Source organism: Taklimakanibacter deserti (assembly GCA_003574785.1).
Genome location: QORU01000003.1, coordinates 288,198 through 301,771, shown reverse-complemented (window position 1 = coordinate 301,771; position 13,574 = coordinate 288,198). Strand labels below are relative to the sequence as shown.

Here is a 13,574-nt window from a genome sequence, read left to right as displayed (position 1 = left end):
TCCCTCAACGCTGGAGATGAACCTGGGCGATGGCATTGGACTCTCAGCAGGTTGAACCGAATCCGGCCGCCGACCCGGCTACTTCTCCCGGCACGACGCCATTCGATTACATTGTGGTGGGCTCAGGAGCCGGCGGCGGGCCGTTGGCGGCGCGCCTCGCCTTGAGCGGCCGGCGCGTTCTCGTCATCGAGGCCGGTCTCGATCCGGAAAAGAGCGATGTGCCCGAGGTCTACCAGGTGCCCGCCTATAATGGCGCCGCCACCGAGGATCCGGCAACCAGCTGGGAATTCTCCGTCCGGCACTATGACGACGATCAGCGCCAGGAGCGGGACAGCAAGTATCAGGCGGCAAGGGATCCTTCGGCCAATGGCGGCGAGGGAAAGGGCGGCATCTTCTATCCGCGCGCCGCCGCCCTTGGCGGATGCACATCGCACCATGCGATGATCATGATACGACCCAATGATTCCGATTGGGACGAGATCGCCCAGCTGACCGGTGACGAATCGTGGCGCTCGGAGAATATGCAAGGCTATTTTCCGAAGCTGGAGAATTGTCTCTATTATGCCGTCTACAAGGGCTTTCTCGGCCGCATCCTCGGCGGCATCCTGCGCCTGGTGCAAGCCGTCGCCGCCTACATCAATCCGAGGATCGAGCTCGATCCGAACGGTCATGGCTTCAAGGGGTGGCAGCCGACGAGCTTCATCGATCCCCTGGTGATCGCGGGGATCGCGCGTGGGGACCGCACCTTCCTCGGCCTGTTGCGCGATATCATCTGGTCGGCGCTCGCCGGCAAGGGCGAGCGATCGCTTCTGAAACGGGCCGTCGCCCGCCTCCAGATCATACAATTTCTCGATCCGAATGTGCGCACCAGCAGGACGGGAGCGCAAACCGATGGCGAGGCGGATCCCCGCCCCCACCTCTCGCTGATCTCGATCGGAACCAGCGGCAAGCAGCGCTCCGGCTTGCGCGAATGGCTGCTCAAGGTCGCCGCGGAGCATCCCGGCCGTCTGGTGATCGTGACGGGCGCCCATGCCACTCGCATTCTCTTCGAAAAGGACAGGAAGGATTCGGTGCCGCGGGCGGTCGGCGTGGAAGTCGCGCATGAGCCCTTCCTGTACCGCGCGAGCCCGAAGTCCAAGCAGGCCGGCCCGCCGCGAATGGTGCAATATTTTGCCCGCCGCGAGGTCATCGTTTCCGGCGGATCGTTCAACACTCCTCAGCTGCTGATGCTGAGCGGCATTGGCGATGCCCGAAAGCTGCGAGAACTCGGCATTGCACCGCTGGTCGACCTGCCGGGTGTGGGCGCCAATCTTCAGGACCGCTATGAGGTCAGCGTGGTCTCCGAGATGAAGACGGAGTTCGTCACCCTGAAGGACGCGAGCTTCACGCCCGGTGATGCCGCGGATCCGGTCCGCAAGCAGTGGCTCGCGGACAAGACCGGGCTTTATGCCACGAATGGCGGGGCCTTGGCGATGATGCTGGCGTCACCCTTCGCCAGCAGCAAGAGCAAGCCGGACCTCTTCGTGTTCGGCGTCCCTGCCGCCTTTCGCGGCTATTATTGGAACTGGTCGAAAGAGTTGCTCAGGCGAACGATGGGCGCCGATACCGAGCAGCGCAATCTGTGGACCTGGGTCATCCTCAAGGCCTACACCGACAACAATCGCGGCAGCGTAAGCCTGCGCACCGGCGATCCTTTCGACACGCCTGAGATCAACTTCAACTCCTTCAGCAAGGATTCAGCGCGCCAGGAGGCCGATACCCAGGCCCTGTGCGACGCGATCGGACGGATGCGTGCAATCAACGCCAAGATCAAGGCGATGAAGGCGGAAGTACAGCCGGGTCCTAAACTCGCGGATGGTTCGGCGGATCTCGAGAAGTGGGTGCAGGACGAGGCATGGGGCCATCATGCCTGCGGCACATGCCGGATCGGGCCCGATCCCTGGCAAGCCGATGCGGCGCTCTTGAACGACAGAGGTGCCGTGCTGGACAGCCGCTTCCGGGTCCACGGCGTCAACAACCTGCGCGTCGTCGACGCCTCGGTCTTCCCGAGAATACCCGGCTATTTCATCGTGACGCCGGTGTTCATGATCGCCGAGAAGGCGGCGGATACGATCATTGCCGACTCCGCCATCTATCCGAGCGAGCTCGAGCAGCGCGAGGCGACCGCAGTTCAGCAGCGGCGTGCCATGCTCGCGGAAAACCTGGTTTCCGACCGCTATCAGCCAACGAGCTTGCCGGAGGACAGCGTCGGTCTGGCGCTCTCCGGCGGTGGCATCCGCAGCGCCACCTACTGTCTCGGCATGCTGCAAGCGCTTGCCGCGACAAAAATCCTCCGCCGGGTGGATTTTCTCTCGACCGTCTCGGGCGGCGGCTATGCCGGTGGATTTCTCGGCCGTCTCTATACCCAGATTGCCCCGCTGGTCTTCGACAAGGTCGGGCGCATCGAGGCGATCCTCGCCAACCCGCGTTCGGCCGAGATCTGGTGGCTGCGGCGGAATGCGAACTATCTCGGCGGGGCCGGACGATCCGATCTCGAAGCGAATCTCGCGGTGCTCGCCCGGAATTTCGTCGCCGTCTACTTCTGTATCGGCACGCTCCTCCTCGGCCTGTTGGGCGGCCTCAGATTTCTATCCGATTGGATATTCACCTCAGGTCCCGCCGATTGGACGATCGGCGGGTTTACCGTCTCGCCATGGTGGTGGGTGGCGGCGCTCGTGCTCGTATTGGCCGTGCTGCCGCTTGCCGTCGCCTATTGGCTGACGCCCAGACCTCGCGCGCAGCGACCCTATTCCGCTTTTGCGGTGCTGGTGTGGTTCGTGCTTCTCGCCTGCGCGGTGGCCGCCATCGGCATTGCCCGGGTCGAAATTCTGGGGCTGCTGGCGATAGCCGTGCTGTTGGTAGGCTGGCTCTGGCAGGACGTCGTTCGCTGGGGCGACCCACCCGGCGATCCCGATCTCGCTTCGGCAACCCTCCACCGCAACCGCCTGACCCGCACGCTCGGCACGTTCCTGCTGATATTCGCAGGCATGGTGGCTTTCGTCATCGTCGATTCGCTCGCACGCAAGGCGTCGATCCTGTCGGTCGGGCCCGCCATGGGAGCAGCCGCCCTGGTGGGCGCGCCGTTCCTGCCCTTTGTCCGCAAGCTCGCCATCACCATGATCCCTGACCTCGTCAATCCGACGACCGGACGGCTGGCAAGCAAGATCACCGTCAACGTGCTTGCCTTCACGCTTGCCACTCTCCTGTTCTTCGCCGTCGATGTGGTCGCGCATGCCGTATTCACCGACCGCCAGGTCGGCATCTGGGTCGTCGTGGCGGCGCTTGCCACCTCGCTGGCGCTTGGCCGGGCCCTGAACTTCCTCAATCTGTCTTCGTTGCAACAGCATCTCACGCAAAAGCTGGTGCGCACCTTCCTGGGCGCCTCCAATGATCTGCGCGTGCACCCGACGGGGACCACGCCGCCGGTGCCGGTCCATGTTTCGAGCCAGGACGACGATGTGGTGTTCGGCAAATACCACCCCGAGGAAAATGGCGGACCGCTGCATCTGATCAATGTCTGCATCAACCAGACCGTCGATCATGTCTCCGGACGCCAGCTTCGGCAGAACAAGGGCTTGCCGATGTGTGTCGGGCCTGAGGGCGTGAGCGTCGGTCGTCAGTACCACGCGCTCTGGCAGCCGCCCGTTGCCGATCAGCAAGACAATGTGATCGACGTCCGGGCGCTGCCGGCGGCGCCCGATCCCCACATGTTCCATGTCCTCGCCCGCTCCGACGGCGACAAGGCGACTGTCGAGCAATTGAGCCTGGGACGCTGGCTGGCCATATCCGCGGCGGCCTTCACCACCGGTGCCGGACGCGTCAGCAGCCTGCCGCTGTCGCTCTTGCTGGGCCTGCTCAATGTTCGCCTGGGTTATTGGTGGGACAGCGGCATACCTCCGGGCAAGCGGCCCGGCCGCTACCCGCCCCATATCTGGCGGCGCATAAAGTCGTTTCCTTCCGCTCTCTTTGCGGTCCAGTCGAGGCTTCTCAACGAATGGCGCGACTCCTTTGAAGGACCTTCGGCGAAACACTGGTATTTGAGCGACGGCGGACATTTCGAGAATTCCGGCGTTTACGAGCTTATCCGGCGCCGCCTGCCGTTCATGATCGCCGTCGATGCGTCTCGCGACGAGCGCTATGCGTTGGACGACCTCGCCATCCTGATGCGCCAGGTGCGTCTCGACTTCAATGCCGACCTCCTCTGGCTCGATCCGAGCACGAAAATACAAGAGGCGGGAAGATGGGCCGCTCTGGACGCCGCTGCGCCGGACGCCATACCGGATTGGATCAAGGATCTGATCAGCAACCCCGAGACGATTGGCGGCCTGCAGCAGATCAAGCGCGACAGTCAGACCTTTGCCGCCCTGGCGCGCATTTCCTACGCCGATCAGCCGGAGAAGGTCAGTTGGCTTCTCTTTATCAAGGCCAGCCTCGTCCCAAGGATCGCGGTGGATGTTCGCAACTACGCCCTCTCACACCCCAGTTTTCCTAATCAATCGACATTCGATCAGTTCTTCGACGACGACCAGTGGGAAAGCTACAGATCGCTCGGCGAAAGTGCCGGACGGGCCATCTTCGACAGGAACTATTCGCCCGCCGCGGCAAGTGCCATGGCCGACACGATGGGTGCCTGAGAAGAAGATCAGCCGCCCTCCAGATAGCGCTGGACTTCGGCGGCGCTGACCGCCTTGCGCAGCGCTGCGTCCTCCGCTTCGCAGATCGCGGCATAGTGGTCGACGAAGGCATCGCCATGAAGGGCGCGCGCCTTGGCGCTGGCGCAGAATTTCTTGGTCGCCGCGAGGAGATCGATCGGCAGGCGCTCGACGCCTTCCGGAATCTCGTTGGGCCCGCCGGAGGCGATGGGTGCCGCGGCGAGCGCCAGCTTTCGCTCGAGCCCGTCGAGACCCGCCCCCAGCATCGCCGCCAAAGCGAGATGGGGATTGAGATCGCTGCCCGGCAGGCGCAATTCGAGACGCGTCATCTCTTCAGTCTCGGCCGCGATCCTGACCGCCGCGGCATAGTTGTAAGGCGCCCAGCTCACCGTTTTCGGCGCCCAGCTTCCCGGCGCCAGGCGGCGATAGGCGTTCACCGTATTGCCGATCATCGGAAACACTTCCGGCACGCCATCGATGATGCCGGCGAGGAAGGATCTCGCCAGAGGCGAAAGCCCCTGCGCGTCGCTCCGGTCGCCGAAGACATTGCGGCCCGATTTGCGCTCGCGGAGCGACAAAGCGATATGCCCGCCGATGCCCGGAAAGCCCGCACCAGTGAGCGCCATGAAGGAGGCGGTGAGGCCGCGCTGGCGGCAGAAGGCCTTGGTGAACAGGCGGAAGAAGGCGGCATCGTCGGCCGCGCGCATCGCATCGCGGTGCCTGAGCGTCGCTTCGAAGCAACCAGGCCCCAATTCGACGCTGAGCGAATAGAGATCGATACCGCCGCGGGTGAGGAGATCTTCGAGATCGCTCACGAAGCTCGCTTGCGCCGCCGCCGTCTGTCCCGACCAGCAGCGATTATCGGGAGCATAAGGATCGAGATTGGCGAAGCCCTTGGCTCTGAGCGTCTCAGCCGTCTCGTTGAGCACGATGAACTCGAATTCATAGGCCGCGTGCACGTCGAAGCCGAGGCTTCTCGCCTTCGCCACCTGCTCGCCCAGGACCCGGCGCGGCGTGATCGCCGCTTGCGGTCCCGTATAATCGGCAACCAGCGCCGCGGCGTTCTTTTCGAAGGGATAGGCCCGCAGCGATGCCGCATCATAGGAGACGGTTTCGCTGCGATAGGGGCCGGGGAAAAGAATGGTCTCGCCCTGATCCCATTTGAGCGGCACATTGGCGAAGACGGCCGTATCGGCGCCCGTGAGCAGGTCCTCGCGATGCAGCCGGCGCTCGCGGAACATGCTGGCATAGTCGAACACGCCGACATGGACGATGTCGGCGCCGATCGCCTCCAGCGCTTCGGCGAGCGTGCCTTGCCGCCCCAATTGATCGGCCATCCAGCGTCTCCTGTGGTCATTGTCCCCGGCGATTATTGCAACAGTCGCGCCGCCGGTTCATCATCTTTCTGGCATGGAGGGTACCGGCACAGATAGGGCGTCTCGGATGATCAAGGCATCGCCAAGCCGGATCTATGAGGCCTTGCTCGATCCCGCCGCCATCGTGCGGTGGCGGCCGCCTAAAGGCATGACGGCTGAGGTCCACGCTTTCGATGCCCGCCCGGGCGGACGCTTCCGCATGTCGTTCATCTACGCCGAGAGACGGTCCGGCACGCGCGGCAAGACGTCCGAAGATGCCGATATGTTCGAAGGGCGATTTCTCGAGCTCGTCCCTGACCGGCGCGTCGTCGAGCTGATCGAGTTTCAGAGCGACGATCCGGCCTTTGCCGGCCAGATGACGGTGACGACATCGCTTGCGCCCGTCGCCGGCGGCACCGAAGTCACCATCACTTGCGCGAATGTGCCCCCAGGCATCAGCGCCGAGGATCACGCGGTCGGCATGGCATCGACGCTCGCAAATCTCGCGACCTATACCGAGTGAGGTTGCCTACGCTGCGGCATTAGCCTTCGGCACGAAGATCGGCAGTCGAACGGTGATGCGCGTGCCGCCCGAGGTGGCGTCGCCGATCGTGATCGATCCGTCATGCGCCTCGATCAGCCTGGTTGCGACGGCGAGGCCAAGACCGGCACCGCCGGTGCGGCGGCTACGCGACGTCTCCAGCCGCACGAAAGGCTCGAGCAGCATATCGCGCAAGTTCGGCGGGATGCCCGGCCCATCGTCATCGACCTTGAGCACCAGGCTTTCGCCTTCGCGCGCGAGCTTGAGATGGGCGGCAAATCCATATTTCAGCGCATTGTCGGTCAGATTGGAGATGATGCGCCTGAGCGCCAGGCGATCGCCAAGGACCGGCGCCTCCGCGGCCTCAAACTCCACATTGAGATCGATCGCCGATCCTTGCGCCTGGCGGTCCGCCACTTCGGCCTGCAGGATCTCGCCGAGCTCTACCAGTTCTTGGGCGAGTTCGCCTGCACCCGCACGGCTCGCCAGCAGGGCATCGTCGAGAAGCCGGATCATGTCGGAAATGTCGGCAATGGCGCGTTCGCGCTCCCTCTCGTCGGGAATGAGATCGGCCCGCAGGCGCAAGCGCGTTGCAAAGCTGCGCACATCATGTGAGATGCCGCCGAGCAGCGCCATGCGGGCGTGGAGAAGCTGGGACAATCGTGCCTGCAGGCGGTTGAAGGCGGCGATGAGCCCGCGGATCTCGGGCGCGCCGCCTTTGGGCTCGGCGAGCGCCAGGGGCGTGCCGGAAGGCTCCATGCGGTCGACGGCCGCCGCGAGCTTGCGCAGCGGCCGCAATGCACGATGCATGGTAATGAGAGCGATAAGCGCGATGAAAGTCCCGAGCATTCCGGCGCCGAAGCCGACCGGCACGCCGAAACGCGAGAGCGCCAGCGGGCTTCTGGTGCTGATGATCAGGGTCTCGCCGGTCTTGAGCGCGATGCGGAATTCGAGCGCATTGGCGACCCTGCCGAAGAGCCGCGGATAGCGCCGTTCGGCGGGCGATGCGGGCATGACCATGATGCGGAAGGCACGGCCGCCGAGAGCGGCTTCATAGATCTTGAGGATGTCCGCATCGGCGGGCCGGCCTTCGCCGCTGTCGCTTGCCAGCCTCTCACCCGCGGCCAATCGTGCCGCGAAGAGATTCGAGCTCGATGCCGCAAGAACCAGTGGCCTCTGCTCAGGCGCCGCGCGCTCGATGAGATCGAGCAGTGCCGCGATCTGGCGTGGCTGCGGCCGCGCATCTTCGCCAAGGAAATCATGCGAGCGGTAGGACGATCCGAGTGCCGCGATCCAGACGGCCATGATTGCCATGATCACGATGAGCGTGATGCGTGCGGCAAGGCTGATGCGCCTCATCACGGTTGAACCTTGACCGGAGCGGTGAACAGATAGCCGCCATTGCGCACCGTGCTGATGAGCGACGAGCCTGGGCTTGCCGCATCGAGTTTCTTGCGCAAGCGCGACACCAGCATGTCGACGGTACGGTCGAACGGATCGGTGCTGCGCCCGCGGATCCAGTCGAGGATCTGGTCGCGCGAGAGGACCCGGCGCGGCCGCTGCACGAAGCAGGCGAGGAGATCGAACTCGGCGCTGGTCAGCGTCAGCGTGCCGCCGCTGGCATCGCTGACCTGGCGCGCGTCGAGATCGATGACAAAGCGGTCGAAGGCGAGACGCCGCAATGGGGCGGGACGCGGCTCGGCCTGGGCGCGGCGCAGCAGTGCGCGCACCCGCGCCAGCAATTCGCGCGGGCCGAAGGGCTTGACGAGGTAGTCGTCGGCGCCCATTTCGAGGCCGATCACCCGGTCGATCTCGTCGCTCTTGGCCGTCAGCATCAGGATGGGGAGCAGATCTTTCTGGCGGATGCGCCGGCAGATCGACAATCCGTCTTCGCCGGGCAGCATCAGGTCCAGGATGACGAGATCGGGCCTGAGGCGCGAGAACACCGCATCCATGCCGGAAGCGTCTTCCGCCGTTTCGACACCGAATCCTTCCTTGCGCAACAGCTCGCTCACGAGCCGGCGGATATCGGAATCATCCTCGACGATGAGGATCGTGGCAGGCCTGGTCATTCTGGCGCTTTTCCGGCATCGCGGCCTTTCGCGCAAGGATCCACGCGCCATTTTTACAAACTGTTACCTGCGATTGACAGGCCGATACAAAATGCGACTTGCCGGTCAAATCCGGCTGACATGGCCGCCGCAACCTCCTGCGCATGGCCGCTTTCTGAAGGGCCCAGCCAACATCAGGAGACGAGAACGATGCTCAAGCTATTCGCCGTGACCGCCGCGGTTGTCACCCTCTCTATGGCCGCCGCCGATGCCAATGCCTGGACGCGCGAGGGAAGCGCCACCGGTCCACGTGGCACCTATACCGTGCAGGGCTCGGGAAGCTGCTACGCCGGCGTCTGCACCCGCCAGGTCACGCGCACCGGTCCCAATGGCCAGAGCTGGACCACTCAGGGTGCGATGCGCTGCGCCCATGGCGTGTGCAGAGGCAGAAGTGTCACCACGGGCCCCTATGGCCGCAGCTTCCGCCGCTGGGGATGGGTCGCGCGCTGATCCATTTCCCGTCCGGGCGGGTCTACCCCGCCCGCCCGGATTTCTGTGAAACTCCAATCCATGAGCGCGTGACGATGGACGCTATCCTGCCCAATCCGGCGATGCGCCTGACGATTCTCGCCATCGCCTTAGGCTTCATGATCCTCGAATACATGCTGAGCCGGCTCGTGCATCACGACACGGACACCCATGATCTCGCCGAAACCGCAGCTTCCTTCGCCGTGGCGACCGGCCAGAAGATCGTGCGCGCTCTCGAAGCCGGCTTCATCGCCCTACCCTTCGCCTATATCTATGATCACCGCCTCTTCGACTTCGATCCGTTCGCGCTTGCAACGCTCGCTGCCCTCTTCCTGGCGACCGAATTCGTCTATTACTGGCATCATCGCGCCGCCCACCGCATCCGCTTCCTCTGGGCCACGCATTCGGTCCATCATTCCGCAACCAGGCTCAACCTCACGGCCGCGATCCGGCTTGGCTGGACGGGCAACGTCACCGGCAACTTCCTGTTCTTCCTGCCCCTCGCCTGGATCGGTTTTCATCCCTTTGCCATCGTCGCGATGCTGGGCGTCAATCTGTTCTACCAGTTCTTCCTCCATACCGAGCTCGTGCCGACGCTCGGCCCCCTCGAATGGGTTCTCAACACACCGGCGCATCACCGCGTGCACCACGCCTCGAACCCTGCCTGCCTGGACAAGAATTATGGCGGCATGCTGATTGTCTTCGACCGCTTGTTCGGCACCCTCGCCGAAGCGCCGCGCGGCGACAGGCTGCGCTATGGCCTGGCGGGTGGCACGGCGACGCTCAATCCGCTACGCATCGCCTTCGGCGAATGGATAAGCCTGTTCCGCGATGTGAGAAGTGCCTCGACGCTGTCGGCAAAGCTCAGCGCGATATTCGCGGCGCCGGGATCGGTGCAGCCTTCGACACCCAATCGAATCCAAACCAGGGAGAAATGAAAGATGAGAACGAACGCCTCTCGCCGCAGCGCTGGCATCACCATCCTGTGCGCGCTCCTCACCCTGGGCGCGCTCGAAGCTTCGGCGCAAAGCCAGGCCTCGCCCGAGATGAAGGCTCAGGTCAAAGCCATGGCGCGCGCCTGTCGTTCGGATTTCCGCAAGTTCTGCAGTGGCGTCGAGAGAGGTGGCGGGCGTGTCATTGCCTGTCTTCAAAACCATGCCGGCGAATTATCGACCACCTGCCGCGATGCCTTGCTCACGGCCAAGGACAAGGCGGACGCTCCGCTGCAATGAGGTCCGCTATACCGGCAGGAGCGCATCCGGCTTCACATCGCCGATCGATGTGTAAGTGTGGGTCTCGCGCACGCCTGGCAGAGGCAGGATGACGCGCTTGAGAAAATCCTGGAACACCGACATGTCGGCGATGCGCGCTTTCACCAGATAATCGAAGCCGCCGACCACCATATGGCATTCGAGGACCTCGGGCGCCTTGGCGACGGCTTTGGCGAAGCGGTCGAAGACATGGGGCGCCGTCTGGTCGAGACGGACCTCGATGAAGACCAGCGTGCCGCGGCCGATCTTCTGCGGATCGAGGATCGCGCGAACCCCGGTGATGAAGCCGTCGCGGAACAGGCGCTTGACCCGTTGGCTGGTGCCGGTCGGCGAGAGGCCGACGCGGCCTGCGAGATCGAGCGTGGTTCGTCGCCCGTCTTCCTGGAGGAGACGCAACAGCATGCGGTCGATCCGGTCCAATTCCGCCATTTTCATTTCCACGCATTTCTTGCTTCAAAAAAGTGATTATCACGCAAAAGGAGCGAAAACAGTATATTCAATCGCGCTCAAATCGCCAATAGCGTGCGCCTCTCGAAGACAATGCCCCGAGGAGACCCGCCATGCTCGATGCCGCCCTCACGCCCGTCACGAAAGGCAGCACGCCTTTCGCCAAAGGCCTGATCGACGTTCTCACTCTCAGCGAGGAGGACGTTAAGGAAAGCCTCGATTTGCGCGAGCTTCTCGATGCGCTGGCCTTGGGCTTCAAGGCGCTGTCGCGCGGCGATGTCGTCAATCCGGCAAGGCCGCAGCTCGATATACCCGGGGCCGGCTATTCGCTCGCCATGTCGGCCTGGATGCCGGGCATGCATCTGACGGTGAAGATCGTGAACATCTTCGAAGGCAATGTCGCGAAAAGCGTGCCGAGCCATCTGGCGACGATCAATCTTTATGATCCCGCGACCGGCCTTCCCGTCTGCATCATGGACGGCACGTACATCACCGCGGTCCGGACCTCGGGCTCCGCCGTCGTCTCGGTGCGGGCCCTCGCCCGCCCCGATGCGAAAGTGGCGGCCGTCATCGGCGCGGGCGTCCAGGGCCATCAGCATCTCACCCTTTTGCCGCTGGTGCGCGACTTCACCGAATTGCGCATCGTGTCGAAGCATTTCGCCGATGCCGAGGAGCTTGCCCGCCGCCATCCGCGGGCCCGCGCCTATGCCGATGCCGAGGAAGCGGTGCGCAGCTCGGATGTCGTATGCCTCGCCACCCATTCGTACGAGCCGGTGATCGATGCCGGCTGGGTCAGGCCCGGCACGCATGTGTCCTCGGTAGGTGTCGCGCCGCCCAAAGGCGAGTTCCCGACCGAGCTTGCTCATAAAGGGCGCCTCTTTGTCGAGAGCAAGGATGCCTTCGAGCCCTTTCCGGTCGGCTGTGCCGAGCTCGCCGGACTTGCTGCGGACGCCGGCACCGAGCTCGGCGACATGCTGCTCGGCCGCGCGCCGGGCCGCACCCATGACGATGCGATCACGATCTACAAAGGCATGGGGATTGCGATGGAGGATATGGTCGCGGCCGATCTCGCTTTTCGCTCCGCCAGGCATCTGGGCAAGGGAACGAAGATCGTTCTCTAGCCCTAAGCCTGAACTCCACGCCGCGCCGCGAGAAGCCCCAGGAGCGGCGCCAGGGCGAAGACCGCAAACAGCCAGCGCGCCGCCTGGCTCGCGCCCTCGATGCCGCCCGGATTAGTGATGCCGGCGAAGTTGGCCGTCATGCCGGCGGCTGCGGCGCCGAGCGACCAGGCGAAGAGCTGCACCGTGACGATGGCGCCGACCGCAAGGTCCTGCTCCTTCGCCGGCGCGGCTTCGAGAATATGGGTATAGAGATGCGGCCAGCCGAGGCCGATGCCGAGACCGACAACGCCGAAGGCGAGACAGGCGGGCGCGAGCACACTCCAGTCGCCCTGCCCGTGAACCGGCATGAACAGCGCCGCCGCCGCGAGGCCAAGGGCCATGAGCATGGGCGCCATGACGATCGACCGTCGCGCCGCGGGATTACTCCAGCCGGCACTGATCAGCGAGCCCGTCGTCCAGCCGATCGACATCAGGGCCGCGAGATAGCCGGCGATGAAGGGCGATTGGCCGTGCAGCATCTGGATGAAATAGGGCACATAGATTTCCGGCTGCACGCCGATCGAGAGCAGTGCGGCGGCGGCATAGAGCGCGCCGAGCTTGGTCGTGAGGCTGAGCGCGCCCGAAGGCAAGAGCCGGTTCCGGGCGCGGGCTTCTACCAGGAAGAGCATGATCGTCAGCACCAGGGCGGCCGCAATTCCAGCGGCGATCGAACCCACATCCTCGAGGATGCTGGCCCAGGACAGGACAAGCGTCGCGGCGGTCAGGAGGATGAGCTGCAGCCAGGCGATCCCGGTGTTGTCCGCCTCGCTTTCATGCCGCGTCGGCAGGATCACGAGCGCGATCACGGCAAAGACGACCGTGACGACGAGCAGGAGCCAGAAGGCGGCGCGCCAGGCATCGAATTCCGCGAACATCCCGCCAATCGCGGGGCCGGCCAGCGTCGCGATACCCCACATGGCGGCCTCGAGGCCGATGGCGCGCGCCCATAGGCGTTCCGCGAAGACGATGCGGATCAGCGCGTAGGTCAGCGTATAGAGGAAGCCGCCGCCCAGACCTTGCACGAACCGGCCGGTAAGCAGGATCATCATCGACGGCGCCACGGCGCAGACGAGCGTGCCCAAGCCAAAGACGAAGGCCGCGGCGAGATAAGCCCTCTGGGGACGTGCCCAATGCAAGAGCTTTGTCGCCAGCGCCGCGCCCAGGATCGAGGCGACCACGAACAGCGTGGTGTTCCACGCATAATAATCGAGCCCGCCAATATCCCGCACCACCGAGGGAAGGATGGTGATGGTGATATAGACATTGACCGCATGCAGGATCGTGGCCCCGAACAGGACGAGGGAATAAGCGGCATTCCGGCCCCTGATCAGCTCACGCCAGCTGGCTGCTTTCGACGACATGTGTTCCGCTTTATCCATAGTGTGCCCTTCGCGCAGCCTCGGGAACCCGTATGGCGCCCATTCGGTTGTGCATAGGAGACGATCCGCCCGTCCCCTCCGTGACATACGCTGGCGCATAGGGGGCATGCGGATGTACCGGCTGTCATCGGCGGGCGATCCCACCCAGATG

At 64.2% G+C, this 13,574-nt stretch carries 11 protein-coding genes; 6 read left to right on the top strand and 5 right to left on the bottom strand.

Annotation, left to right across the window (positions count from 1 at the left end; all coding sequences use genetic code 11):
- Positions 1-29 precede the first annotated feature (29 nt).
- Positions 30-4,673 carry a GMC family oxidoreductase gene (locus tag DS839_RS07560; protein WP_119269685.1) on the top strand — a complete coding sequence of 1,548 codons (4,644 nt, stop codon included), beginning with the start codon at positions 30-32 and terminating at the stop codon, positions 4,671-4,673.
- Between the two features lie 8 nt (positions 4,674-4,681).
- Here the strand turns inward: DS839_RS07560 and DS839_RS07555 are convergent, their stop codons facing one another.
- Positions 4,682-6,028 carry a type I glutamate--ammonia ligase gene (locus DS839_RS07555; RefSeq protein WP_119269684.1) on the bottom strand — a complete coding sequence of 449 codons (1,347 nt, stop codon included), beginning with the start codon at positions 6,026-6,028 and terminating at the stop codon, positions 4,682-4,684.
- Positions 6,029-6,134: 106 nt separating this feature from the next.
- Here DS839_RS07555 and DS839_RS07550 point away from each other — a divergent pair, with 106 nt between their 5' ends.
- On the top strand, positions 6,135-6,569 hold the full coding sequence (locus tag DS839_RS07550; RefSeq protein ID WP_368911317.1) for an SRPBCC family protein: 435 nt from the start codon (positions 6,135-6,137) through the stop codon (positions 6,567-6,569).
- A 6-nt stretch (positions 6,570-6,575) separates the two neighbouring features.
- Here the strand turns inward: DS839_RS07550 and DS839_RS07545 are convergent, their stop codons facing one another.
- Together DS839_RS07545 and DS839_RS07540 are read right to left on the bottom strand one after the other, a co-directional pair.
- Entirely contained in the window at positions 6,576-7,946 is a 1,371-nt protein-coding gene (locus DS839_RS07545) for a sensor histidine kinase (RefSeq protein WP_119269682.1), read from the bottom strand.
- On the bottom strand, positions 7,946-8,659 hold the full coding sequence (locus DS839_RS07540; protein ID WP_119269681.1) for a response regulator: 714 nt from the start codon (positions 8,657-8,659) through the stop codon (positions 7,946-7,948). The genes DS839_RS07545 and DS839_RS07540 overlap by 1 nt, the downstream gene beginning before the upstream one ends.
- Positions 8,660-8,848: 189 nt before the next feature.
- On the opposite strand from DS839_RS07540, the gene DS839_RS07535 reads away from it, so the two are divergent.
- The 3 genes from DS839_RS07535 (at position 8,849) to DS839_RS07525 (ending at position 10,398) form a co-directional block, all read left to right on the top strand.
- On the top strand, positions 8,849-9,148 hold the full coding sequence (locus tag DS839_RS07535; protein WP_368911316.1) for a hypothetical protein: 300 nt from the start codon (positions 8,849-8,851) through the stop codon (positions 9,146-9,148).
- 74 nt (positions 9,149-9,222) lie between these two features.
- Positions 9,223-10,104 carry a sterol desaturase family protein gene (locus DS839_RS07530; protein WP_368911315.1) on the top strand — a complete coding sequence of 294 codons (882 nt, stop codon included), beginning with the start codon at positions 9,223-9,225 and terminating at the stop codon, positions 10,102-10,104.
- Between the two features lie 3 nt (positions 10,105-10,107).
- A complete protein-coding gene (locus DS839_RS07525) occupies positions 10,108-10,398 on the top strand; it encodes a cysteine rich repeat-containing protein (protein WP_119269679.1) in 291 nt (96 codons plus the stop codon).
- A 6-nt stretch (positions 10,399-10,404) separates the two neighbouring features.
- Here DS839_RS07525 and DS839_RS07520 read toward each other — a convergent pair whose 3' ends face one another.
- Complete coding sequence (locus DS839_RS07520) at positions 10,405-10,866, bottom strand: Lrp/AsnC family transcriptional regulator (protein WP_119269678.1); 462 nt, start codon at positions 10,864-10,866, stop codon at positions 10,405-10,407.
- 131 nt (positions 10,867-10,997) lie between these two features.
- Between DS839_RS07520 and DS839_RS07515 the strand changes: the two genes are divergently transcribed.
- Positions 10,998-12,005: an ornithine cyclodeaminase family protein gene (locus tag DS839_RS07515; protein WP_119269677.1), complete on the top strand. Its 1,008-nt coding sequence runs from the start codon at positions 10,998-11,000 to the stop codon at positions 12,003-12,005.
- A gap of 2 nt (positions 12,006-12,007) precedes the next feature.
- Here the strand turns inward: DS839_RS07515 and DS839_RS07510 are convergent, their stop codons facing one another.
- Positions 12,008-13,405, bottom strand: a complete 1,398-nt coding sequence (locus tag DS839_RS07510) for an MFS transporter (protein ID WP_368911314.1) — start codon at positions 13,403-13,405, stop codon at positions 12,008-12,010.
- Positions 13,406-13,574 lie beyond the last annotated feature (169 nt).

Bases quoted from the DNA above. Each gene is read 5' to 3' on its own strand.
- DS839_RS07520 (WP_119269678.1), bottom strand. From the start codon at position 10,866: ATGGCGGAATTGGACCGGATCGACCGCATGCTGTTGCGTCTCCTCCAG.
- DS839_RS07515 (WP_119269677.1), top strand. From the start codon at position 10,998: ATGCTCGATGCCGCCCTCACGCCCGTCACGAAAGGCAGCACGCCTTTC.
- DS839_RS07560 (WP_119269685.1), top strand. From the start codon at position 30: ATGGCATTGGACTCTCAGCAGGTTGAACCGAATCCGGCCGCCGACCCG.
- DS839_RS07535 (WP_368911316.1), top strand. From the start codon at position 8,849: ATGCTCAAGCTATTCGCCGTGACCGCCGCGGTTGTCACCCTCTCTATG.
- DS839_RS07525 (WP_119269679.1), top strand. From the start codon at position 10,108: ATGAGAACGAACGCCTCTCGCCGCAGCGCTGGCATCACCATCCTGTGC.
- DS839_RS07545 (WP_119269682.1), bottom strand. From the start codon at position 7,946: ATGAGGCGCATCAGCCTTGCCGCACGCATCACGCTCATCGTGATCATG.
- DS839_RS07540 (WP_119269681.1), bottom strand. From the start codon at position 8,659: ATGACCAGGCCTGCCACGATCCTCATCGTCGAGGATGATTCCGATATC.
- DS839_RS07555 (WP_119269684.1), bottom strand. From the start codon at position 6,028: ATGGCCGATCAATTGGGGCGGCAAGGCACGCTCGCCGAAGCGCTGGAG.
- DS839_RS07550 (WP_368911317.1), top strand. From the start codon at position 6,135: ATGATCAAGGCATCGCCAAGCCGGATCTATGAGGCCTTGCTCGATCCC.
- DS839_RS07530 (WP_368911315.1), top strand. From the start codon at position 9,223: ATGGACGCTATCCTGCCCAATCCGGCGATGCGCCTGACGATTCTCGCC.
- DS839_RS07510 (WP_368911314.1), bottom strand. From the start codon at position 13,405: ATGTCGTCGAAAGCAGCCAGCTGGCGTGAGCTGATCAGGGGCCGGAAT.